The 23,420-nt window shown below is 64.8% G+C and carries 19 protein-coding genes and 1 tRNA gene; 11 read left to right on the forward strand and 9 right to left on the reverse strand.

Annotated elements, in window-relative coordinates:
* Window positions 1-129 precede the first annotated feature (129 nt).
* The gene (locus ACXR2W_RS09025; RefSeq protein ID WP_458812769.1) at window positions 130-2,265 is read left to right on the forward strand and encodes a DNA gyrase/topoisomerase IV subunit B; all 2,136 of its coding nucleotides are present in this window, start codon (window positions 130-132) and stop codon (window positions 2,263-2,265) included.
* Between the two features lie 51 nt (window positions 2,266-2,316).
* Here the strand turns inward: ACXR2W_RS09025 and ACXR2W_RS09030 are convergent, their stop codons facing one another.
* Window positions 2,317-4,695, reverse strand: coding sequence for a DNA gyrase/topoisomerase IV subunit A (locus ACXR2W_RS09030; protein WP_458812902.1), 2,379 nt, complete (start codon window positions 4,693-4,695; stop codon window positions 2,317-2,319).
* 135 nt (window positions 4,696-4,830) lie between these two features.
* On the opposite strand from ACXR2W_RS09030, the gene ACXR2W_RS09035 reads away from it, so the two are divergent.
* Complete coding sequence (locus ACXR2W_RS09035; RefSeq protein WP_458812771.1) at window positions 4,831-6,093, forward strand: alkaline phosphatase family protein; 1,263 nt, start codon at window positions 4,831-4,833, stop codon at window positions 6,091-6,093.
* Between the two features lie 37 nt (window positions 6,094-6,130).
* On the opposite strand, the gene sepH is transcribed toward ACXR2W_RS09035, so the two are convergent.
* Window positions 6,131-7,549 carry a septation protein SepH gene (gene sepH, locus ACXR2W_RS09040; protein ID WP_458812773.1) on the reverse strand — a complete coding sequence of 473 codons (1,419 nt, stop codon included), beginning with the start codon at window positions 7,547-7,549 and terminating at the stop codon, window positions 6,131-6,133.
* Window positions 7,550-7,807: 258 nt separating this feature from the next.
* On the opposite strand from sepH, the gene ACXR2W_RS09045 reads away from it, so the two are divergent.
* Complete coding sequence (locus tag ACXR2W_RS09045) at window positions 7,808-8,098, forward strand: DUF4193 domain-containing protein (protein ID WP_458812775.1); 291 nt, start codon at window positions 7,808-7,810, stop codon at window positions 8,096-8,098.
* A gap of 67 nt (window positions 8,099-8,165) precedes the next feature.
* On the opposite strand, the gene ACXR2W_RS09050 is transcribed toward ACXR2W_RS09045, so the two are convergent.
* Entirely contained in the window at window positions 8,166-8,633 is a 468-nt protein-coding gene (locus tag ACXR2W_RS09050; protein WP_458812777.1) for a DUF3093 domain-containing protein, read from the reverse strand.
* A gap of 81 nt (window positions 8,634-8,714) precedes the next feature.
* Between ACXR2W_RS09050 and dut the strand changes: the two genes are divergently transcribed.
* The 4 genes from dut to acnA all read left to right on the forward strand — a co-directional run bounded on the left by dut (window position 8,715) and on the right by acnA (window position 13,469).
* A complete protein-coding gene (gene dut, locus ACXR2W_RS09055; RefSeq protein WP_458812779.1) occupies window positions 8,715-9,158 on the forward strand; it encodes a dUTP diphosphatase in 444 nt (147 codons plus the stop codon).
* A 66-nt stretch (window positions 9,159-9,224) separates the two neighbouring features.
* Window positions 9,225-9,914, forward strand: coding sequence for a DUF3710 domain-containing protein (locus tag ACXR2W_RS09060; protein WP_458812781.1), 690 nt, complete (start codon window positions 9,225-9,227; stop codon window positions 9,912-9,914).
* The gene (locus ACXR2W_RS09065) at window positions 9,911-10,738 is read left to right on the forward strand and encodes a DUF3159 domain-containing protein (protein ID WP_458812783.1); all 828 of its coding nucleotides are present in this window, start codon (window positions 9,911-9,913) and stop codon (window positions 10,736-10,738) included. Before ACXR2W_RS09060 ends, ACXR2W_RS09065 begins: the two co-directional genes overlap by 4 nt.
* Before the next feature lie 61 nt (window positions 10,739-10,799).
* The gene (acnA, locus tag ACXR2W_RS09070) at window positions 10,800-13,469 is read left to right on the forward strand and encodes an aconitate hydratase AcnA (protein WP_458812785.1); all 2,670 of its coding nucleotides are present in this window, start codon (window positions 10,800-10,802) and stop codon (window positions 13,467-13,469) included.
* Between the two features lie 909 nt (window positions 13,470-14,378).
* Here acnA and ACXR2W_RS09075 read toward each other — a convergent pair.
* Window positions 14,379-14,900, reverse strand: a complete 522-nt coding sequence (locus tag ACXR2W_RS09075; protein ID WP_458812787.1) for a hypothetical protein — start codon at window positions 14,898-14,900, stop codon at window positions 14,379-14,381.
* A gap of 437 nt (window positions 14,901-15,337) precedes the next feature.
* Here ACXR2W_RS09075 and dxs point away from each other — a divergent pair, with 437 nt between their 5' ends.
* The gene (gene dxs / locus ACXR2W_RS09080) at window positions 15,338-17,251 is read left to right on the forward strand and encodes a 1-deoxy-D-xylulose-5-phosphate synthase (RefSeq protein WP_458812789.1); all 1,914 of its coding nucleotides are present in this window, start codon (window positions 15,338-15,340) and stop codon (window positions 17,249-17,251) included.
* Window positions 17,252-17,330: 79 nt separating this feature from the next.
* Here the strand turns inward: dxs and ACXR2W_RS09085 are convergent, their stop codons facing one another.
* Window positions 17,331-18,179, reverse strand: a complete 849-nt coding sequence (locus ACXR2W_RS09085) for a M23 family metallopeptidase (protein ID WP_458812791.1) — start codon at window positions 18,177-18,179, stop codon at window positions 17,331-17,333.
* Between the two features lie 101 nt (window positions 18,180-18,280).
* Window positions 18,281-18,955, reverse strand: coding sequence for a phosphoribosylanthranilate isomerase (locus tag ACXR2W_RS09090; protein WP_458812793.1), 675 nt, complete (start codon window positions 18,953-18,955; stop codon window positions 18,281-18,283).
* A 94-nt stretch (window positions 18,956-19,049) separates the two neighbouring features.
* Here ACXR2W_RS09090 and ACXR2W_RS09095 point away from each other — a divergent pair, with 94 nt between their 5' ends.
* The gene (locus ACXR2W_RS09095) at window positions 19,050-19,541 is read left to right on the forward strand and encodes a hypothetical protein (RefSeq protein ID WP_458812795.1); all 492 of its coding nucleotides are present in this window, start codon (window positions 19,050-19,052) and stop codon (window positions 19,539-19,541) included.
* A 247-nt stretch (window positions 19,542-19,788) separates the two neighbouring features.
* On the opposite strand, the gene ACXR2W_RS09100 is transcribed toward ACXR2W_RS09095, so the two are convergent.
* Both ACXR2W_RS09100 and ACXR2W_RS09105 read right to left on the reverse strand, forming a co-directional pair.
* Window positions 19,789-20,244, reverse strand: a complete 456-nt coding sequence (locus ACXR2W_RS09100) for a hypothetical protein (RefSeq protein WP_458812797.1) — start codon at window positions 20,242-20,244, stop codon at window positions 19,789-19,791.
* A 145-nt stretch (window positions 20,245-20,389) separates the two neighbouring features.
* A complete protein-coding gene (locus tag ACXR2W_RS09105; RefSeq protein WP_458812799.1) occupies window positions 20,390-20,878 on the reverse strand; it encodes a Dps family protein in 489 nt (162 codons plus the stop codon).
* 134 nt (window positions 20,879-21,012) lie between these two features.
* On the opposite strand from ACXR2W_RS09105, the gene ACXR2W_RS09110 reads away from it, so the two are divergent.
* Window positions 21,013-21,089, forward strand: a tRNA-Ile gene (locus ACXR2W_RS09110).
* Window positions 21,090-21,108: 19 nt separating this feature from the next.
* Window positions 21,109-22,734, forward strand: a complete 1,626-nt coding sequence (locus ACXR2W_RS09115) for a sialidase family protein (protein ID WP_458812801.1) — start codon at window positions 21,109-21,111, stop codon at window positions 22,732-22,734.
* Between the two features lie 51 nt (window positions 22,735-22,785).
* Here the strand turns inward: ACXR2W_RS09115 and ACXR2W_RS09120 are convergent, their stop codons facing one another.
* Entirely contained in the window at window positions 22,786-23,412 is a 627-nt protein-coding gene (locus ACXR2W_RS09120; RefSeq protein WP_458812803.1) for a DUF308 domain-containing protein, read from the reverse strand.
* Window positions 23,413-23,420: the final 8 nt, after the last annotated feature.

Below are 23,420 nucleotides of genomic sequence, written 5' to 3' on the forward strand. Positions count from 1 at the left end.
AGCGCGTAGCTAAGAGCTCCCGTCCGGTTGCGTGGAGCATGGATCCGGCACACACCGAGCGAGCGCAGGGGCAATGTCGGTGGTGTGAATTAGGCTAGAGAGGTCAGCTTACGTAAGGAGATCCGCCGAGTGGCCGAGCAGAACGCAGCGTCAGCAGCACCCCGGGCAATAGGGGGCGAGTCGAGCTATTCGGCGCGGCACCTCACCGTACTTGAGGGCCTTGAAGCCGTGCGCAAGCGACCCGGCATGTACATCGGCACCACCGACTCACGTGGCCTCATGCACTGTCTGTGGGAGATCATCGACAACTCGGTTGACGAGGCGCTCGCTGGCCACGGCTCAGAGATCGGCATTACGCTGCACGCTGACGGCAGCGTAACGGTCACCGACCGCGGTCGTGGGATCCCCGTAGACGTTGAGCCCAAGAGTGGCCTGACCGGTGTCGAGCTAGTGTTTACGAAGCTGCACGCGGGCGGCAAGTTTGGTGGCGGCGGGTACGCGTCGTCGGGCGGCCTGCACGGCGTGGGCGCTTCGGTCGTGAACGCGCTTTCCTCACGCCTCGACGTCGAGGTCGATCGTGGTGGCAAGACGTGGGCCATGTCTTTTCGCCACGGCGAACCGGGCGAGTTTGCGGGCGAAGGGCCCGACAGTCCGTTCACGCCGTACGAGGACGCGTCCCAGCTGCGCCTCGTAGGCAAAGCCAAGCGCGGGGTTACTGGCACTCGTGTGCGCTACTGGGCCGACCCGCAGATATTCCTCGCGACGGCTCGTTTTGAGCCAGAGTCGCTCGTGGCCCGCGCGCGACAGACCGCATTCTTAGTGCCGGGTCTTGCGATCGAGATTCGGGACGAGCGCCCCGAGGGTCTCAGCGAGACGGGCGAGCCGACGGTGCACGCGTTTGCATACGAGGGCGGCCTGTCAGAGTTTGTCGAGTTTCTCGCGGTCGATGCTGCGCTCACCGAAACGTGGCGCGTCACCGATACCGGCAAGTTCACCGAGACGGTGCCGGTGATGGACGAGAAGACCGGCCACCTCGTGTCACGCGAGGTCGAGCGGCAGTGCGAAGTGGACGTGGCGTTGCGCTGGGGCACCGGCTACGACACCGAGGTGCAGAGCTTTGTCAACATCATCGCAACGCCCAAGGGCGGCACACACCTGTCAGGGTTCGAGCAGGGGCTCACTAAGTTCTTCCGCAAGCAGATCGAGCAGAACGCGCGCAAGCTGAAGGCGGGCAGCGACAAGCCCGACAAAGACGACATTCTGACCGGGCTCACCGCTGTCGTGACGGTGCGCGTGCCCGAACCCCAGTTTGAGGGGCAGACGAAAGAGGTGCTCGGCACCGCGGCCGTACGGTCGATTGTCTCGCGTGCCATTACGAAGGGGCTCACCGAGCGCTTCGAGTCGACCAAGAAGGCCGACAAGACGCAGACCGGCGCGCTGCTCGAGAAGATGGTGTCTGAGATGAAGGCACGCATCTCGTTGCGTGCGCAGCGCGACACCGCCCGCCGCAAGAGCTCGCTCGAGAACTCCTCGCTGCCCGCGAAGCTCATCGACTGCCGTTCAAAGAACGTCGCCGAGACCGAACTGTTTATTGTCGAGGGCGACAGCGCACTCGGCACAGCGCGCCCGGCCCGTGACAGCGAGTTTCAGGCGCTCTTGCCGATTCGCGGCAAGATCTTGAACGTGCAAAAGGCCTCGGTAGCAGAAATGCTGAACAACGCCGAGTGCGGCGCCATCATCAAGGTGATTGGCGCGGGGTCTGGCCGGGACTTCGATCTCGACTCGGCGCGCTACGGCAAGGTGATCCTCATGAGTGACGCCGATGTTGACGGTGCGCACATTCGCACGCTGCTGCTCACCCTATTTTTCAGGTACATGCGCCCGATGCTCGAAGCGGGCCGCGTGTACGCTGCGGTGCCACCGCTGCACCGCGTCGTCGTGCAGCACGCGGGCCGCAAGCCCAACGAGGTCGTGTACACCTACAGCGAGCGTGAGCTCACCGCGCTGCTCGCGAACCTGCGCAAGCGCGGCAAGAAGTATCAAGAGCCCATTCAGCGCTATAAAGGCCTCGGCGAGATGGATGCCGACCAGCTGGCAGAGACCACGATGGACCGCGAGCATCGCACCCTGCGCCGCGTGCGCATGGAAGACGCGCACGCCGCGTCGCAGGTGTTCGAACTGCTCATGGGCAACGAGGTCGCGCCGCGCAAGGAGTTCATCATCGAGAACGCTGACGACCTCGATCGCGACCGCATCGACGCCTAACCTGCTGTGCCGGATCGCGCGCGTTCCCGCGCGATCCGGCCGCCTGGCGACTTACGGTGCGAGGCCCACGTAGGCGGCGGCCCCGTCGATCGGGGTGCCTGAGCCGTCGCGCTTGCCGAGCTCCGTCGGCAGCTTGCGGGCGGCTCCGTCGCTCGCGAGGGCGCGCGGTGTGCCCACGCCCACCCAGGCGCACGCGATCTGGTCTTCCCACTTCAAGAATCGCTGCACCCTGACGCCACCGGTGGCTCGTCCCTTGGCCGGAATCTCGGCCCAGTCAGTGACCTTCGCGGTAGCAACGTCTGTGCCCGGCAGCGTGATCGAGCTGTCGGCCACGGTGACGACGCGGGCTTCACTGCCCGAGGCTACGATGCCCGCAAACACCACCCGCGCGTCTGCCCCGAGGCGGATCCCGGACATGCCGGCGGCGGCGCGGCCCTGGGGGCGTACAGCATCTGCCGCAAACCTGAGCAGTTGCGCATCGCTTGTGACCGCGGCAAACTCGGCCCCGTCTGGAGCGATGCAGGCGGCGATGAGCTGGTCGTTGTCTTTCAACGTGATGACTTCGAACGAGGGCCTGGGGGGCAGCTCCGTGAGCAACAGTCGCTTGACCACGCCGCCGCGTGTAAACAACCCGACCACCTGATCGGTGTCGAGCGGCACCAGCCCCACGACCTTGAGCTTTTTGTCAGTGAGGCCGAGGTACTCCCGAAGCTTCACCCCGGCCGAGAAGGCGATGCTCGCCCCGGGCACGATCGGCAGGTCCACGGGGGTGAATCGGTGCAGTGTGCCATCGTTCAAGATCGCGCCCAGCTCACCGCGCACGGTGCCATGGGCGATGGACATCACCGCGCCGTGCTTCGTCGCGCGTGACGTGCCGCGGGGCGCATCACCAGCGGCGGGGTCGCGTTCGATGCGCAGCGCGCGGCCCGTAGCCGAGAGCATCACGGTGCAGGCGGTGTCGGCGACCTCAAGCGACTTCGCGGCCGCGGCAGAGCGCGTGGGTCGCGCCACCGCGCCCGTGAGTAGCGTGCGCCTGGGGGTGCCGAACGATTCGGCGGCCTGGTCGAGTTCGTCGGCCACCAGCTGCCGCAGCCGCTCGTCACTGCCCAGAATTTCGAGCAGCTTATCGATTTCAGCCCGCAGTTCGTCGCGTTCTGCTTCGAGCTCGACACGCGAGAACTTTGTGAGACGGCGCAGGCGCAGCTCAAGAATGTACTCGGCCTGCAGCTCGCTCAAATCGAACACCTGCATAAGCCTGGTGCGCGCGGTCTCTGAATCGTCGCTTGTGCGAATCAGCTGAATGACCTCGTCGATGTCGAGAATAGCGATGAGCAGCCCCTCGACGAGGTGCAACCGATCGCGGCGCTTGCGCAGCCGAAACTCGCAGCGACGCGTGATCACCGAGATGCGGTGATCGAGAAACACGCGCAGCATTTCACGCAGGCCCAGCGTCTGTGGCTGCCCGTTCACCAGCGCGACAGAGTTGATGCTGAAGGAGTCTTCGAGCGGCGTGTAGCGGTAGAGCGCCTCGAGCACGGCCTCGGGGGAGAACCCGGTCTTGAGCGTGATCACGAGACGCATGCCGTTCTTGCGGTCGGTGAGGTCGGCGACGTCTGAGATGCCCGAGAGCTTCTTGGCATCGACGCCCTGCTTGATCTTCTCGATGATGCGCTCGGGGCCGACGAGGTAGGGCAGCTCGGTCACTATGAGACCGGTGCGGCGCGGCCCGAGCTGCTCCACCGTCACTTTGGCGCGGGTACGAAAGGCACCGCGGCCGGTGCGGTAGGCGTCTTTCACGCCGTCGAGGCCGACGATCGTGCCGCCGCCGGGCAGGTCGGGCCCGGGAATGAACTCCATCAACTCGTCGACGGTGGCCTTCGGGTGAAACAATAGGTGTTTTGCGCCGTCGACGACCTCGATGAGGTTATGGGGGGCGAGGTTTGTGGCCATGCCCACGGCGATGCCGCTGGCGCCGTTGACGAGCAGGTTGGGCACGGCAGACGGCAGCACTTCGGGCTGCATGATCTGGTTGTCGTAGTTGGGTACGAAGTCGACGACGTCTTCGTCAAGTGAGTCGACCATCGCGAGCGCTGCGCCCGCGAGCCGCGCTTCGGTGTAGCGCGATGCGGCGGGGCCGTCGTCGAGCGAGCCAAAGTTGCCGTGCCCGTCGACCAGGGGCAGGCGCATTGCAAAGTCTTGTGCGAGCCGCACGAGGGCGTCGTAGATCGACGAGTCGCCGTGCGGGTGTAGCTTGCCCATCACTTCGCCCACCACGCGGGCCGACTTGACGTGACCCTTCTCGGGCTTCAGCCCCATGTCTTGCATCATGAACAAGATGCGCCGCTGCACCGGCTTCATACCGTCGCGCGCGTCGGGCAACGCACGCGAGTAGATCACCGAGTATGCGTACTCGAGAAATGAGCCCTCCATCTCTTGCGAGATGTCGATGTCCTCAATGCGTTCGCCCGCGAGCTCGTGGGGCAGGGCGGGGGATCCAGCTGAGGCGGCGCCTGTGGCGACGGCATCGGGTGAGGCACTGTTGGAGGCTTCGGTCATAATGAAACCATGCTATCGACAGCCACTGACAACGGCGGGAGGCTGGCCGCAATCGCGCCGATGGGCCTTGCCGCGCTCGCCCGCGGCCTCGGCCACGACCCCGCCGCCACACTCTCCGCTGCCTTCACGCGCCCCGGCGCGTCTGACACGCCCGAAGTGCTGGGGGGCTCGAAAGCTCCGGATCTGGCGGGGCTGCCCGCGATCCGGTCGTTTGTACTGATCGCGGTAGACGGTCTCGGGCACGCGAATCTGGGTGCGCGCATTGGGCACGCGCCCACGCTTGCGCGGATGCCGCGTAAGCGCATCGAGACGGTCGCTCCGTCGACGACGGGCGCCGCCCTCACGACGCTCGTGACGGGGCAGCTGCCCGGAAGTCACGGGCTCGTGGGGTACCGGATCCGGCACCCTGAGCTGGGGCTGCGTACGACCCTGAGCGAGTGGGAAGGTATAGCGTCCGTGCGCGCGTGGCAGCGCGCCCAGCCGCTGTTTCACCGCGCGACCGAGCTGGGCGCGCGCGCCTACGCGATCGGCCGCCCCGCCCATCGTGTGAGCGGGCTCACGCGGGCCAATCTCACGGGCGCCGAGTACCTCGAGGGGCAGCGCATCGAGGACCGTTTCGCGCAGGCGTCTCGAGCCCTTCGAACGGGCGACCCCAGCTACGTCTATCTGTACATCGATGAGCTCGATCGCGCCGCTCACAAGTTTGGGTGGCAGAGCGACGAGTGGGTGCGAAGGCTCGAACAGTTCGACGCGGCGCTCAGTGATTTCTTGCGCACACTGCCCGCGGGCGTAGGTGTCGCGCTCACGGCAGATCACGGCATTGTAGATGTGGCGGCGCACGAGCAGGTACTGCTCGACGCTACGCCGGAGCTGCTTGATGGTGTGGCCGAGGTGGGCGGGGAGCCGCGCATGCGGTCGCTGTATCTCGCGCCCGATGCTGGGCCCGAGGCCGCTGCAGCGGTCGCGGCGAAGTGGGCCGAGCACGAGGGGGCGCGCGCGTTTGTGGGCACGCGCGAGGAGTTCATTGCGTCGGGCTGCTTCGGCGACATGGCACCCGGGGTGAGCGAGCGGCTGGGTGACGTGATCATCGCGGCGCGCAGGCGAGTCGCCTACTATCTCGGGTCAGACGACCCTGCCGCCCGCGAGATGATCGGGCAGCACGGCTCCTTTAGCGAGGAAGAGCGCGGCGTGCCGCTCGCGCTCGCGGGGGAGTTCGATGGTTCACCGCTTGTGTCGCTCGTGACGCGGGCCGCGGCCGCGTACGCGCGTTAGGCGCGTACGCGGCTTGCTCTGACCCGGGGGCAGCCAGTTATGCCCTGGGGCCGTCGTCGCTGCGGGTGCCGAACAAGATATCGTCCCAGCTCGGGATCGACGCGCGCCCCTTCTTCGGGCCCGCCTGTGGCGTAGAAGTTGACGCCGTGGATGTTGACGCCGTGGCTACTGACGTTGCAGGCGCCTCGGGAGTTGCTGCCGCCGGCGACTGCTCAGGAGCCGTGGCTGCAGCGGGGGCTGCCGGTGGGTTGGCGGGCGCGGCGGCACTCGGCGCTTCCGGCGCGCCAAGTTTCGCCTGCGTTACACCCGAGGCGACGCCCGCGCCACCCCAGATGCTGCGTGGTTTCTTCACAGCGGGAGCGGCCGGCGCGGCTGCATTCGGTTCTGCGGCGGGGGCGGTCGCTGGCTCGGGCTTCGCCGACACGGGAATTGAAACGGGCGGCGCCGTGATGGGAGATGTTTCGGTGTCGTCTGGGTCTTGAGCCTGCGCAAGCTGCCGTTCGCCACGCCTGCGCCGCAGCGCATCGAGCAGATCGGCCGTTTGGCTGAAGTCGACGGGGCCTGAATCGTCGCTCTTGATCGCTCGCTGATCTATCTCGCGGCGACGGGCATACTCGGCGTTGGCATCGAGCGGTGCGGCGGTACGCTCGGCCGCAGCCTGCTCTGCTGGAGTGGATGCCACGGATGCCTCGGCTGCCTCGGCCTCGGGGGCTGGGGCAGCGTCACGCGCTGCCGTAAGCTGTGCCACCGCAGGTTTTGCGGGTGTGCTGGGTTTCTCCGCGCGGGCAGCGAGCGTCGAAGGCGCCGCGGAGGCCGCTGACGCAGACGACGCATCGGTGACGGGCGGAAACTGCGAGGTGCGGTCGCCGTTGTCGACGGCGCGCAGCTTTGGAATCAGTCGGTCGCCGACATCTCCCTGCTTGGACAGATTTACGGCGTCGGGGTTGATGGGGGCGAGGGTCTGCTTGCGATGGTCAAAACTCCACAGCGCGTTGTGGGCCACATCGTGTGAGATGAACTCGAGGCTCACCAGCCAACCGGCTTCTTCGTCTCGCCACGCCGTCCACTCGCTCGCGTCGGCCTCAAGCCCGATGAGACGCTCGCCAATGACAGCGCCGAATCGTTGATCGGACTCTTCGCTGGCCTCGGTGCGCACCTGCACGGCGTGCGCGCGCTCGAGAATGTAACGTCGCTCAGCCAACACAGGTTCTTCGTACCGTTCGATGTCTGACTCTTCGAGCCCGGTGATCGCGGCGATCTCGGAGCGGGACTTGCCCGCGCGCACGAGCGACTGAATCTCGCGCGGCCGCACTTTGGCGCCCTCGCGTTCCTTGCGGCTGGCATGCTTCAGTTCAGCGATCAGCAGATCGTCGATCACGAGGCGGAATTCATCGTCGTTCTCGGTCGCGAGAATCAGCGATCGCTCTTCGCGTCGCACAAAACGCAATTCGTTCATCGGCGCGCTCCCTTCGTGGTTCGCAAACAAGGTTGTCACACTGGGCCAGAGAATTGGTACATTGCTGCGGCGCGTGACCGACATCGTGCCCGAATTTGCGTGCCTCGGACCACTCCCAGCCTCGAGATGACCCACTTCACTCTACGCGCTCAGTGAACTCACGGCATTTAGGGTTTGCGTGAACCCCTATAAATAGGGCAGACTGTGGCCGCTCGAGAGTTGAGGTGCCGAGACACGGCACGTAGATTGCAGGAGAAAATGGCCACCGATTACGACGCCCCGCGCAAGACGGAAGAAGACGCTGAGTCCATTGAAGCGTTGAAGGAGCGCGGCCCCGCTAAGGGTGCTTCGGGTTCTGACACCGAGGACGCAGACAACCCGAGTTTCGCGATAGGCGGAACCGATCTGTCTGACGTAGACCTCGACGTGGTTGTGCTGCCACAACAGGACGATGAATTTACCTGCGTGAGCTGCTTCCTTGTACGCCACCGCTCGCAGCTCGACCACCAGTCGAAGCTCGGCCCGGTGTGCGCTGAATGCTCAGCGTAAAACGCGCAGCCTAAAGCGCGCATGAAAAAACCCCGCCACCGGCGGGGTTTTTTGTTGCGGCGAACAACTATTTCGTGGCGGCGACGGCCTCGATGAGCTTTTGTGGGTGACGGGTCGTGATGATCCAGTGCGGCGCCGGATCGGCCGGGTCAATGTTCTCGAGGCGTACGCCGCGGTGGATCCAGCCGCGCACGAGCAGGTAGCTGCGCGCGTCGAGGCCAGGCCCGATCGCTGCACGAAGCGCATCGGATCCGAGCGCTTCTGCTTCGCCGAGCTGCTTCGCGGGAATACTGGCGTGACCCGCGGTGAGGGTGTCGCCCGAGACGGTTACGACGGGCGCGAGCAATATCAATGTCACCACCGAGATGATGTAAACAGCTATGCCGGTGGGCCACGCAATGTTCGCCTGCACCGGGGTGAGCACGAGCGCCACGGCGGGCACCACCAGCAACAGGGCAAAAAATAGCCCTGGCCCGGGCACCAGCCGCTCGCGGTAGCTGACGAGAGGGGGCTTGGCTTGTGAGTCGCTCGACATAGCTTCATTATGTCGTGTGGTGCCTGACAATCAGGGCCCCGCGGTCACCGCGCGTCGAACCCGATCCGGTAGCCTGTTCGCGTGACTGATGTCGTAACTATTCCGATTCTGGGCGAGACCGCCCCCGTATATGCGCACCACGACGATGCGGGCGCCGATCTGCGCGCGAGCGAGCCTGTCGTTATCGCTCCCGGCGAGCGTGCGCTCGTGGGCACTGGCGTGTCCATCGCGCTGCCCGAAGGGTACGCTGCGTTTGTCGTGCCCCGCAGCGGCCTCGCCGCCAAGCACGGCATTACTGTGCTCAACTCGCCCGGCACCGTTGACGCGGGGTATCGCGGTGAGATCAAGGTGACGCTGCTCAACACAGATCTCGAGAACACTTTTACGGTCGACCCGGGTGACCGCATCGCCCAGGTCATCATCATGCCCGTTTCGCGGGCGGTGTTCGTGCCGGTAGCCGAACTGCCAGACAGCGTGCGCGGCACGAATGGCTTTGGCTCCACCGGCGTCAAAGATGCCAGCTAGCCCGTCCCCGCGGCACCCCTAGATCAATCCGCTTACGAGCGGCCCACAGGAAGTGAAGAAGTAATCATGGCTGAAAAGCAAAACCCGGCAGACACGAGTACCGACACGGGCGCCGATGCCGTCGAGCTCCACGAGGGCGAAGACGCCACGCCCGAGGTTGACGACTCGAAGTCTGCCCCCGCAGACCGCGCCGAGGCGGGGCCGTTTGACGCCACCGAGGTGCCGGCGATGCGCCCCTATGTCGATCTGGGCGGCATCAAGGTTGCGCCCCGCGAGGGGCTGCAGTTGCGGCTCGAGGTCGATGAGCGCGCGAACCGCGTGGTCGCCGTCTCGCTCGAGTACTCAGAGTCGCTGCTGCAGGTGCAGGCGTTTGCCGCCCCCAAGTCGACGGGCCTGTGGCACGGTGTGCGCGGCGAACTTGCTGCGCAGCTGACCCAGCAGGGCGCAACCACGAGCGAAGAGCCCGGCGCCCTCGGCACCGAGCTCGTCGCGCAGACACCCGTGCCTGCAGATCAGGGCGGTGGCACCCGTCCCGTACGCTTCATCGCGGTCGACGGGCCCCGCTGGCTGCTGCGCGGCGTCATCATGGGCAAGGCCGCCGGTGATGCCGAGGCGCTCGCAAACGTGATCGATCTCTTTCGCGAGATCGTCGTCGTGCGCGGAGACCACCCGATGCCCCCGAGTGAGCTGCTGCCGCTCAAAGTGCCCGCGGGCGTGCAAGCCGCCCAGCAGCCCGGCACCACGCAGCAGGCGTGACCGGCGAAAGCGGCGCGGCCCCCGGGCCCGGGTTCGAAGCGAGCCCGGCGCCCGGTACGGGCGATGGGTGTGATCCGGATCCCCAGGCCGCAAAGCACCCCAAGGCGCTGGGCGGCATGGGGCACGCGATCGGGCGTGTGCAGCAGGGCGAGGGGCTCTCTTCGCGCGGTGTGCTGGACGCGATCGGGGGAGCGCGGGGCATTGTCGAGGCCGTCGTGCCCGGGCTGCTCTTTCTCGTGGGGTTCACGATTACGCGCGATCCACGAGTGTCGGCGATCGCGCCTTCGGTGTTTGTGGTGCTCGCGATCATTGTGCGGCTCGCCCGGCGCGAAAACATCACGTCTGCGATTTCGGGCGCGCTGGGAGCCGCGGTCGCGGTCGCGGCGACGCTGATGACCGGCCGCGGCGAAGACTTCTACCTGCCCGGCTTTCTTACTAACGCCGCGTGGTCGCTTGGCCTGCTGATCTCGCTCGTCGTGCGGTGGCCGCTGTTTGGTATCGTCTACGGCTTTGCGACGGGTCAGGGGACGGCCTGGCGCCAGAACCGGCCGGTGCGCCGGGCAGCATTCTGGTTGACCGTTGTGTGGCTGGGGATGTTTCTTGCGCGCCTCGGCGTCCAGCTGCCGCTGTATTTCGCGGCACGATCCGGAGCGAGCGCGGTATATACAGACGCCTTGGGCGTCGCCCGCCTCGTGATGGGGCTGCCGCTTTTCGCGCTCGTGGTCATCGTGACGTGGGTGGTGCTCAGCGGGTTGCACCGTTCATCAGATGATTCGCGGGGCGATATCGTTGAAACCACGGGCGAGGACACCCCTGCGCAGTAGGGGAGTCACTCGCCGATTCAGTGTAGAGTTATCTTGACATCGAGATATTTGGAGGAGCCTCATGGGAGCAGTAAACAGCTTCGACGCTAAGAGCACCCTCGCAGTGGGCGAGAAGGAATACGAGATTTATCGCATCGACCAGGTACCTGGTCACGAGCGACTTCCGTACAGCCTGAAGGTGCTGCTCGAGAACCAGCTGCGCACCGAAGACGGTGCGAATGTGACGAAGGCGCACATTGAAGCGCTCGGCAACTGGGACCCGAATGCGGAGCCCGACACCGAGATCCAGTTCACGCCCGCCCGCGTGATCATGCAGGACTTCACCGGCGTGCCCTGCATCGTCGACCTTGCGACCATGCGCGAGGCCGTCACCGACCTGGGCGGCAACCCCGACTCGATTAACCCGCTGGCACCCGCCGAGCTTGTGATCGACCACTCCGTGATCTCTGACGTGTACGGCCGCGCCGATGCCGCCGCACGCAACGTCGTCAAGGAGTACGAACGCAACGGTGAGCGCTACCAGTTCCTCCGTTGGGGCCAGGGTGCATTCCAGGACTTCAAGGTCGTTCCCCCCGGGACCGGCATCGTGCACCAGGTCAACATTGAGTACCTGGCGCGCCTCACGTTCACACGCGAGGTTGATGGCGTTGTTCAGGCGTACCCCGACACCAGCGTCGGCACCGACTCGCACACGACGATGCAGAACGGCCTCGGCGTGCTCGGTTGGGGCGTGGGCGGCATTGAGGCCGAAGCGGCGATGCTCGGCCAGCCGATCTCGATGCTCATTCCGCCGGTTGTGGGCTTCAAGCTGAAGGGCGAGATTCCTGCGGGCGTCACCGCCACCGATGTGGTGCTCACCATTACGCAGCAGCTGCGCAAGCACGGTGTCGTGGGCAAGTTTGTCGAGTTCTACGGCGAGGGCGTCGGCTCGGTGCCGCTCGCAAACCGCGCCACGATCGGCAACATGAGCCCCGAGTTTGGTTCAACCGCCGCGATGTTCCCCATCGACGAGGTCACCCTCGACTACATGCGCCTCACGGGCCGCCCTGACGAGCAGGTCGAGCTCGTCAAGGCGTACTCGCAGGCGCAGGGCATGTGGCACAACCCCGCCGTTGAGCCCGAGTTCAGCGAGTACCTCGAGCTTGATCTCGGCACGGTCGTGTCGTCGATCGCCGGTCCGAAGCGCCCGCAGGACCGCATTGAGCTGACCCGCTCGAAGGAGCAGTTCGAGGTCGACCTCAAGAACTACGCTCCCGCATCGAACCCCGCACAGGTTACTGACGCCGAGGGTCGCGAGTTCACGATCGATCACGGCGCGGTGACCCTCGCCTCGATCACGTCGTGCACCAACACCTCGAACCCGTCAGTGATGCTCGCGGCAGGCGTGCTCGCCCGCAACGCGAACGCGCTCGGTCTCAAGCCCAAGCCCTGGGTTAAGACGACCCTCGCTCCCGGCTCGAAGGTCGTCACCGACTACTACGAGAAGTCAGGCCTCAAGGGTGACCTCGAGGATCTCGGCTTCTTCCTCGTCGGCTACGGCTGCACCACCTGCATCGGTAACTCGGGCCCGCTGAACGAAGAGGTCTCGCAGGCGGTCAACGACAACGATCTCGCGGTCACCGCGGTGCTCTCGGGTAACCGCAACTTCGAGGGTCGCATCAACCCCGACATCAAGATGAACTACCTCGCGAGCCCCCCGCTCGTCGTAGCGTACTCACTTGCGGGCTCGATGGACTTCGACTTCGACACCGAGGCGCTCGGCCAGGATCGCGACGGCAACGACGTGTTCTTGCGCGACATCTGGCCCGACCCGGTCGAGGTGCAGAAGATCGCCGACGCGTCGATCGACGCCGACATGTTCCGCTCCAAGTACGCCACCGTGTTTGACGGTGACGAGCACTGGACCGGTCTGCCGACCCCCGAGGGCAACACCTTCGAGTGGGACGAGAAGTCGACCTACGTGCGCAAGGCACCCTACTTCGACGGCATGACCCTCGAAACCTCACCCGTCACCGACATTGCAGGCGCTCGCGTGCTGCTCAAGCTCGGCGATTCGGTCACGACGGACCACATCAGCCCCGCTGGTAGCTTCAAGGCTGAGACGCCCGCAGGCCAGTACCTGGTCGAGAACGGTATCGCGCCGAAGGACTTCAACACCTACGGCTCGCGCCGCGGCAACCACGAGGTCATGATTCGTGGCACGTTTGCGAACATTCGTATTCGCAACCAGCTGCTCGACAACGTCGAGGGTGGCTTCACCCGCGACTTCACCCTCGAGGGTGCACCCCAGTCGTACGTCTACGACGCTGCTCAGAACTACCAGGCTGCGGGCGTGCCGCTCGTCGTGCTCGGTGGCAAGGAGTACGGTTCGGGTTCGTCGCGTGACTGGGCCGCAAAGGGCACCAGCCTGCTGGGTGTGCGCGCTGTGATCACGGAGAGCTTCGAGCGTATTCACCGCTCGAACCTCATCGGCATGGGCGTGCTGCCGCTGCAGTTCCCGGTAGGCGAGAGCGCCGATAGCCTCGGCCTCGACGGCACTGAGTCGTTCGACATCTCGGGCATCACGCAGCTCAACGAGGGCTCAACGCCCAAGTCGGTTGCAGTGAAGGCGACGAAGGCCGACGGCTCGGTGGTCGAATTCGACGCGGTCGTGCGCATCGACACCCCGGGTGAGGCGGACTACTACCGCAACGGCGGCATTCTGCAGTACGTGCTGCGCTCGCTGGTATAAGCCTGCACCATCAACGCGCCCCGCCTCGCAGCATGCGAGGCGGGGGCGCGTTAGTTTGCCGCGTCAGAAGTTCTGCGCAAAGAGATTCGAGTCCCGCTTTCGTCGGTTGAGGTGGTTGATGTGAACTACTGCCCGCACAGAGTGGAAATGGGCTTTCGCGGGCCAGGCCTTGACGCTCTCGGCAGACTCGTTGGAACATTCCGTGCCAACGGCGTTCGCAACTTTTGGAGTTTCGTTGGAACCGGGCCGGTTCTCGAAATTCGTTTCTCAGAGACGGAGCAGTTCCGAACTTTCTACCTCTCGGTCGATGACCCGTTGGAGAGCAAGACGTCAATTGAGGACGCAGCCAGAAACCTCACGTAATTAGTCACTGACGTGAGTGTTGGGATGCCCGGCCCCTTGGACCGCGAAGAAATTGAGAGTTGCGGGTGGTGGTTCCAGACTGCATTGAGTTTCCCGCATTTCTGAAGCAGCTCACCCGACAGGGGGGCGCGTGGTGCGGCACTGACGACGACCTGCTCTCGGCCCTGGCGGTCTGCGCATCTGTGCCTCAGTACATGCCGATTGTGCCGCAGGGGTGTTCGTCGGGCCCACACTCGTGGCGCCCGCCGCTTCGACGGCCACTCGAAGACAGGGGCCCTGTGAATGTCGTGGATTCAGCGTTCTTCCTCCCAGTCGAGCTCCGCGTAGGCGATGATCACATTCATGTAAGCTTGATAAGCCCGTTCACCCGGTTGGGGGAAGGGGCACCGAATTCATCGGCGTGACCTTTCGAGCGGGATCTGAAGGTTTCCTCGAAGGGTTCCCCCGGTGGCTGGCCACGCTGGTCTTTCAGCGGGGCTGGTTTGTCCGGGGCCCGCTACACCACTCTACGGGGCGCCCCTTCAGCAAGAGTCCATCACACTAAAGTTACGTTCCCTGGTCGAGGAGCGTTTGGCGGATCTGAGCAAGCTTGCCCACTAGAGCCTCGGCCTTCTCTTTCGTCCCAGTTGACACGTAGTATCCGCCTGGAGTTCCAGCAAGGGCCAAGTACACGCCATCTCCGGTTCGGCTAATGACGCCCATGTTACCGCCGCCGTAGAATCTCAGGCCGAGCCCGTATTTGGATAGCGGGAGTGGAACCGCCTTGGCTGTTGAAAGCTGTTCATAGGTCAAAAACTTTCGATAAATCGGAAACATGGTCAACCGGACCCCGTCAGGGAATAGCTCAATGTTGCTGTGCAAAAAGCCAGTGCCAGCAATCACTGCGACTGTCAGCCCCAGCATGAAAGTTTCAAAGTTGAATCCGAGCGGCAAACCCGTCCCTGTTTCGGTCAGTTCTGAGATCAGACCAGCTATCGGAATGATGGCAGCAGCAGAAAGCATGATGGTCCGAAATTTCCAGGACGAACTGACTTTCACACAGAATATAGGTGTGTTGTTTCGTTCCATGCTTTGGCTCCCTGGCGTCGATGGCTTGCCGTCCCGCAACTAGGCTGACGTCGCGAGAACTCGAAACTCTACTTCGAGTCTGCCAGAAATCGATTTTCCTTGTTCCAGACCCCGAAGTACGATGATGATCAATTTGCTATGAAGATCGGCGAAGCATTGCGTTCTTCTGAGGTCTCACCCGCGCACTGGGCGAAACTCGCGACACTTTGTTCGCTCCCTTGGCCACCAGGGCAGAGGGAATCTGCCCAAAACTAGCACTCGTGAGCTGGGGTTGGATCTTCACTTAGAACTGGGTGCCGTCGAATAGCCCAGCAGCCGAGCGATCGAATATCGCGGCCCCCGCCTCGCCCAGTGCGAAGCGGGGGCCGCGTTAAGTTTCGCGGTAGACTGATGGGATGCGCGGGGCCCTTGGCCCGCGAAGAAATGGAGAGTAACGGGTGGCGATTCTGGACCGCATTGAGTCTCCCGCAGATCTGAAGCAGCTCACCCCAGACGAGTGTCTGGTGCTGGCGGCAGAGATCCGCGAATTCCTCATCGCAGAGGTGGCGAAGACCGGGGGACACCTGGGCCCAAACCTCGGCGTCGTTGAACTCACGATCGGCCTACACCGCGTGTTTGACTCTCCCAACGACCCGATCGTGTTCGACACGGGTCACCAGAGCTACGTGCACAAGATTCTCACGGGCCGCAAAGACTTCGCGGGGCTGCGCCAGCGTGGCGGGCTCGCCGGCTACCCGCAGCGCGCAGAGTCAGAGCACGACATCGTCGAAAGCTCGCACGCGTCGAGTTCGCTCAGCTGGGCTGACGGCATCTCGCGCGCCTTTACCCGCACCGGGCAGCACGACCGCAGCGTCGTGGCCGTCGTCGGCGACGGCGCCCTCACGGGGGGCATGACCTGGGAGGCGCTCAACAACATCACCGACGATAACGACCGCAACCTCGTGATCGTGGTCAACGACAACGGTCGATCCTATGCGCCCACCATCGGCGGCATGGCTCGGTTCCTAAACGGCGTGCGCTCGCGCGGCAGCTACCGCGACCTGCAAGAGGGCAGCGAGAAGCTGTTCTCACGCCTCGGCAAACCCGGCCGCAGCTTCTACCGCGGTGCCCGCGGTGCACTGCACGGCTTTTTGAGCCGCGCGAGCAACAACGAGCACCTGTACTCAAACCTCGACATCAAGTACTTAGGCCCCATTGACGGCCATGACCTTGCCGCCGTCGAAGAGGCCTTCACGCAGGCCAAGGGCTACGGTCGCCCCACGCTCGTACACGTGATCACCGAGAAGGGCTACGGCTACGCGCCCGCCGAGAACGATCTTGCCGATCAGTTTCACGCGATCGGCAAGATCGACCCAGACAGCGGTGTGCCGGTCGCCAAGTCATCTGCGCCCACCTGGACGGGCGTGTTTCGCGAGCACCTCGCCGAGCTCGCAGAAACCGACGAGCGCATCGTCGCCATCACGGCCGCCATGCTGCAGCCCACGGGCCTCGACCTGCTCGCCGAACGCCACCCCGAACGCGTCTACGACGTGGGCATCGCCGAACAGCACGCGGTGACGAGCGCGGCCGGCCTCGCCTACGGGGGCCTGCACCCGGTCGTCGCGGTCTACGCCACCTTCATGAACCGCGCGTTTGACCAGCTGCTCATGGACGTCGCGCTGCACAGCGCCGGCGTCACCTTCGCGCTCGACCGCTCGGGCATCACCGGGCCCGACGGCGCAAGCCACAACGGCGTCTGGGACCTTGCGACCCTGCAGGTCGTACCCGGGATCCGGATCGCCGCCCCTCGCGACGCGACGAGCCTGCGGGAGCTGCTCGCCGAGGCCGTCACCATCGACGACGGCCCCACGGTGCTGCGATACCCCAAGGGCGCCGTGATCGAAGAGCTGCCCGCGCTCGAGCGCCGGGCCGACGGCGTCGACGTGCTTCTCGCCGATACGCCGGGGGAGCAGGCCGACGTGCTGTTCGTCACGGTCGGCCCGATGGCCGAGGTCGCCCTCGAAGCAGCCGCCATCTTGCGTACACAGGGCATCACCTGCACCGTGATTGACCCGCGCTGGGTCGTGCCTGTCGCGGCTTCAGTGGTCGACATCGCACGCAACCACCGCCTCCTCATTAGCATTGAGGACGGCATTCGTGTGGGTGGGGTGGGAACCCGGATCCGGCAGGCGCTGAGAGACGCAGGCGTCGACACCGCCGTGAGCGAGTTGGGCACGCCCGACGAGTTTCCGGGCCACGCCTCACGCGGTGAGCTGCTTGAGGCCGCGGGCCTCACCGCGGCGCAGATCGCACAGAACGTCGCCGAACAGGTGAGCGGGCACCGGATCCCGATCGCGCGCCCCGCGCACTGACCCCGCTTACTCCCGTAACGTAGTTGAGCCCCCGGCACCTTGCGGTGCAGGGGGCTCGACTACGTTACGACGCCTCTACCTATTTGGACGACTGCTTTGCGTCGTCGGCGCGAGCGGGCAGCTCACGCGGGGTCGTGTTGTACTTCGCGAGAAACGGCATCGGGTCAGCGGGCTCGTCGTTCACCCGGATCGCCATGTGCAGGTGCGCGCCGAAGGCCATGCCGGTGGCGCCCACCTCGCCCACGAAATCGCCCATCTCCAGCTGGTCTCCGACCTGAATGCTGTGCGAGTTATCGATCATGTGGCAGTAGCGGCTGGTGACGGTCTGCCCGTCGATCTGGTGCTCGAGCTTGAGGCCGAAGCCGCAACCGTCTGAAGTTTGGCCGGCTTCAAGCACGACACCCTCGGCGATCGCCTGAATGGGGGTGCCTGCCGCGGCGGCGAAGTCCTGTGCGTCGTGAAACTGCTCAACCGGGGCGGTGCGGTAGCCAAACGGGTCGGTCAACATGACGGGCGCAGCAAACGGGTAGTTCACCATCACCTTGGGGTTAAAGGTATATGAGGCCTCGGTGATCTCTTCAGACGCGACGCCCGTCACATCAATGAATGACCCCGGCATGTCTGCGGCAGACACCTCCGAGAACAGCTGCTGCTGGCCGGCGGCCGCCTCGGCCACGTCACTCTGGCTGGCAATCGGCAGCACCGCGACGAGCGCAAGGCCCCCTACGCTGAAGGCCGCGGCGACGGCGGCGATCTTCTGCCTGGTGGTGCGGGGCGCGCGTGCGACAGCACGTTCGGGGGCTGCCGCGGGGGTGTGCGCGCGACGGGGAACCCGGTACGAGATCTCTTCACCCTGACCGCTCATCGCTTCGCGAAGGCTGCGCCGTGTAGGTAGATCTGTAGTGGATTCTTGCTGTGCGTCAGTCATGCAGGCTTTCTCATTGGCGGACGCGCACCGATCGGGGCGCGTTTGAATATAACGAATAGGTTACATCGGGTTTACTGAAAACACCAGAACCAAATGTTTTGCTATTGGGGGAGCGAATGGCGGGACGTCGCAGCATTCGCGCGAGCAGCGGCAATGAACGCTTCAATGCGCGCAGCGTCTTTCGCGCCCGGCGCAGACTCGACGCCGCTCGAGACATCGACGCCTGCGGGGTGCAGCTGCGCAATCGCCGCGGCGACGTTGTCGGGGGAGAGGCCGCCCGCGAGCAGCCAGCTCGTGCCAAATTCGCTGGGCGCGCGGCCCTCGAAGCTCCAGCGCGCCCCCGATCCGGGGTCTGCGCCGTCGAGCAGTAGGCGCTCCTCGCCGAATTCGCCGGGAACAATGCCGGGAAAGTGGGCGAGGGAGGCCGCCCGCCACACCCGCGGCATGACCGCTTTGGCGGCGGCAAAGTCGTCGGCCGAGTATCGACCGTGCAGCTGCAGCACGTCGAACCCGAGGCGCGCAGCCATCTCGGCCGCATCGCGCGCGGGCATCTTGTTCACCACGAGCACCGTGTCAACGGCTGCATTCGTGGCCTTTGCGGCCGCGATCACTGAGCGAGCTTCTGCCTCGGTCGCGTCGCGCGGTGTGCCGGGGCTCATCACGACGCCGATCGCGTTTGCGCTCAGCTCAACAGCGCGCTGCGTGAGCTGTGGGTCGCGCATGCCGCAGATTTTGATGTAGAGCGCGGGGGAGTCGGGCGTGGGCAAAGTGGTCACCTCTCTAGTCTACGACTACTGTGATGAGGGAAAGCCGCGCCGGCAAGAAGGCGCGATGGCGGTAGAACGCCCGGCACACAGGAGCGAAACACACATGGGTTCATCGAGAAGATTTCTTTCGGCGCTTGCGGCGGGGCTGGTGGTCCTTGGCGCGGCGGGCTGCTCGGGCCCGTCACTGGAAGACTCCCTGAACCCCGAACTGGGCAAGGCCGACTGCAAGCCCGCGTCGCCGGCGGCGGGGCCTGAGCGCCATTTCGCGATCATCGGTACGCCGCTCACGAAATCGGCCAGCGCGTCGGGGCTCTTCTTTAAGGGCGACGCTGCCACAAACGGTGAAGCCAAACCCGGTGAGCGTAAGTTTGTGGTGCGGGTCACGGGCGAGGGCAAACTCGGAGCCGAGGTCACCGCGCCCGGCGGTAAGCCGGCGCAGCTTTCGGCGGATCCGGAGCCGCGCGATCGTGACGACCTCGCGGGCCCCGGTGATGAGTGGCAAATGAACCTTGCACTCGATGAACCCGGCTGCTGGGCGCTGACGCTCACGCGTGATGCCGAGCCGACGGCTGCGTTCTGGTTCGACGTGCAGTAACCGCGGTCGAGTGTGCGAACTTGCCGCTCGTGAACCGAGCGCCGCGGGGGCGAAATTGCGGCCCCCGCGCGGTAGTCAAACCCTAGAGCTGACATAATATAGATTATCGTTACTTCACCCTGGAGTGCACCCGAGCCCGGTTGGCGGCTGTTTGTTCGCGCGATTTTGCCGCCGCAAACAAACAGCCGCCGCCCCTCAGCGTGTGCCAATCGGTGCGCGCTAGTCAGTGCGCACTCACTAGCGTGCGCTAGTCGACCTGCGGCGTCGCTGAGTACTCGGGCGCGATTGACAGCGCGTTGAACAAGAACGGGCGCGTAACGCGGTCGACGCTCAGCGGGCAATGCTTCGTGCCCGCCGGAATGTAGATCGAGCCCGACTGGGTAATAACGCGCTCTTCGCCATCGATGGTCATCGTGAGCTGAGCGCCCAGGTCGCGTGGGTTCTCGGGGTCGCTGCCCGTCCAGATGAGCACCTCATCATAGTCGTGCACATGCTCGCCGACCCACGGGTGCGCCTCATCGTCGGCCGTAAACCACACGTGAGTCATGTGCACCTTGGTGTCGTTCTGGGTCTGCGAGCCCACAAGCTCACAGCCCTCACCCTGGTTGGGAGGCGTCGGAATGCCGGCGTTTTCACCCTCGGTCTCAAACTCGAAGTTGAGCGCAGGCAAGGTGTCGTTTAGCAGTCCATCAAATTTGCTCACAGAATACTCCTTTGTAGTCGTTAACCGGGGCAGTCGCAGCGACTCCCCCGGTTATTCTCCTACTGTAGACAAACGGGCTTTGGCCCGCAAGCCCTATGTGAGCTCCTCAGGGCGCCCCACAACATCCCACAACCCAGGCGTGGAGCTACTCGGCAAAGTGAGACACCAAGAACCAGCGGTCCTTGTCGAGCTGTTGAGCCACCGCGATCACGATGTCTTGACTCACAAGATCAATGTCGTCAAGGCCCTTCACCGCGGCGTAGACGGTCTCGAGCGTCGCATCGAGCTGTGCCACAATTTCGCGCACAGTTACACTCGAACGTTGAAACCCATCGCTCAGGGCGGGTGTGGTCGTGCGCTCAGCAACGGTGCCAATGCGGGCATCAATGGGCAGGCCGAGCGCCACAATGCGCTCAGCAACGGTGTCTGAGGCATCTTGCGCGTGCGCGACAACGACATCGAGAAACTCGTGCACGCCCATAAAATTCTCGCCCCGTACATGCCAGTGTGCCTGCTTGCCGTTGACGGCAAGTGCCACAAGGTCGTGCACGACCGGGGTAAGGTACTGCGCAACGCCTGAGGGGCGATGAAGGTCGCCCTGGGCGGCGGGAACGGTGATCTGCTTGGTGGCCATCTGAGTGTTCCTTTCGTTGGTCGCGTACGTGCGAACACCCCTAACGCTACGCGTTTTTGACACGCCCGCAAGCAAGGTGAGGCTAGGCTTTGCAGATCGGAGGCGGCTTTCCAGTAAGATGGAGGGGTTGTCTTGGGGCGGTAGCTCAGTTGGTTAGAGCACACGACTCATAATCGTTCGGTCACGGGTTCAAGTCCCGTCCGCCCTACCAAGCCACTACAGTAAACGTTGTGAGTGAGCGCCCTACCCCGTCAGAAGCAGTCTTAGCTCGTCGCGGGGTGGCGGGCTACCGCCAGTACCGCATTCCGGCCCTTGCCGTCTCGGTGCGCGGCACGCTTCTTGCGGCCTACGATGGGCGCCCGAATCTCGATGACCTGCCCAATCCCATTGACCTGCTCATACGGCGAAGCACCGATAACGGTGCCAGCTGGGGCCCACAGCTGGTGGTGCGCACGGGCACCGGGCTCCACGGCTACGGGGACCCTTCGTTGCTGGTCGATGTGCAGACCGGGCGCATTTTTCTGTTCCACGCCGCAGGCACGCACGCGGGCTTCTTCGAAGCCGCCCCGGGGCTCACTGATGAGCACGCTATTCAGCACGTCGACCTGAGCTTCTCCGATGATGACGGCGAAACTTGGCAGCACCGCAGGCTCACGCACATGCTGAAGGGCGACGGGGTCACCGGTCTATTTGCTGCCGCCGGGGCGGGAATCCAGATTCACACCGGTCCATTTACCGGGCGGCTGGTGCAACAGTTCGTGCTCCTGCACGAGGGCGAAATTAAAGCCGCCAGCGCGTTTAGCGATGATCACGGTGCGACGTGGTCGATGGGAGGTTTCGTCCTGGGCGCCAACGAGAACAAGGTCGTCACGTTGGCTGATGGCTCGCTCCTACTGCACTCCCGCGCCACCCCGTACCGTCTGACAGCACGCTCCGCTGACGGAGGCGCGACCTGGTCCCCCGCGCTGCCGCACCCTGAACTCCCCGATCCCAGCGACAACGGTTCTGTGGCGCGTTTTGACGGCCTGCCCAACGTCGACTCCTTGGTGACGGCAGACACCACCCACTGGCTCATCGCTACCCATAACCATGACTCGCTGCTGCGGCGCAACACCCTGCTGAAACTCTCACAGGACAACGGCGACACGTGGCCCTTTGCCGTCGTAATCAGCGGTGGCAGCTCCCAGTACTCCACCGCCACGCGGCTGCCCAACGGTCAGATTGGGGTGTTGTACGAGCGGCAGGGGTATCAAGAAATCGTTTTTGTCACCGTGGATCCGACCGAGCTGATGGCCTCGCCCACGTCAGAGCTCACACACGACACGGGCGCCGCCCGAGCCGGGAACGTGCGCCTCGACGTGGTGCTGCGGTCGGTGACGCCTGGCAGGCCAGCGACGTGGCGCAGCACCGGTGAGACTTATGTCTTGACGCAAACCGACGGAGATTGGGACCAAGCGGCGTGGAAAGAGGTAGGCCAGGGTTACTCAGAAGACGCCCCGCAGATCCTGTCCAACCGCCAGTCGCAAGATCTCAACTACGGTCCCATCATCACGGGATTCAAGGCCGGCGACGTGCTCGCGTTTGCCGGGCGGCTGCACAACTACGGGTCCGAAACCGCGCAGGTGAGACTCGCCCTGCAAAGCGGAGCGACCTATACCGATGTGCAAGCCACCGGGCCAATAGCCGCGACTGAAACACACAGTTTCACTTGCAACTACGTCGTGACAGCGGCCGACGCTAAGACAGAATCACTGGCGCTTGCGTTCGAAGTGACTGCCGCCGCAGCGGCCGGCGCGCACACTGCGCAGCGCCGCTTCACGATGCACATGATCAGCGGTGACATCACCGAGCACTAGCCGAGCACTCAAAACGCACAAACCGAGCACGAACCCTCGGCCGCTCCCCCATCACATGATGATCGTGGTCTGCGACGCGGGCCCGCCGCGGCGCAGCTTACGGGTCACCCAGACGATAAACGCGCCGAGCGCGATCAGGCACAGGCCACCCACGACGGCCACGACGGCGAGGGCCAGATCCGGCCAGACGAGCGCGATCACGCCACCCGCAGCGAGCAACACACCGGGCACGAGCGCCGAGGCCCGCCCCCAGCCGCTGCCCCCGGTGCGCGCGGCGGCCGCCGCGACGATGCGCGAGGCAAACGCGATCCAGATCGCGCCGAGGGCGAGAAACCCGATGCCCGCGAACGTCACGAGCGCCACGGCGACGGCGTCGGGCAGCAAGAACGCGCACACGCCCATAATGCCCAGCAGGGCGCCGCCGATCACGGCTGGCCCGCCGCGCGTGAGCAATCCGATCGCGTTGACGACGAGCGCGGTGCCCACGAGCACGCCAAGCAGCCAGGTCGCCGAGAATACCGGCCACACGACGAGACCCGCCCCGGCGAGCACCAGGGCGATGCCCACGATGTACCCCCAGACGGTGCGCGGGCGGCGCGGCCTCGGCGCGCCAAAGGCACCAGCGGCTGCATCGCTCGGGTCTTCGGGGCCCATGGGTGGTGGAAACTGTATGCTCACGCTCCCAC

The sequence above is a fragment of the Leucobacter faecis genome (assembly GCF_054456695.2).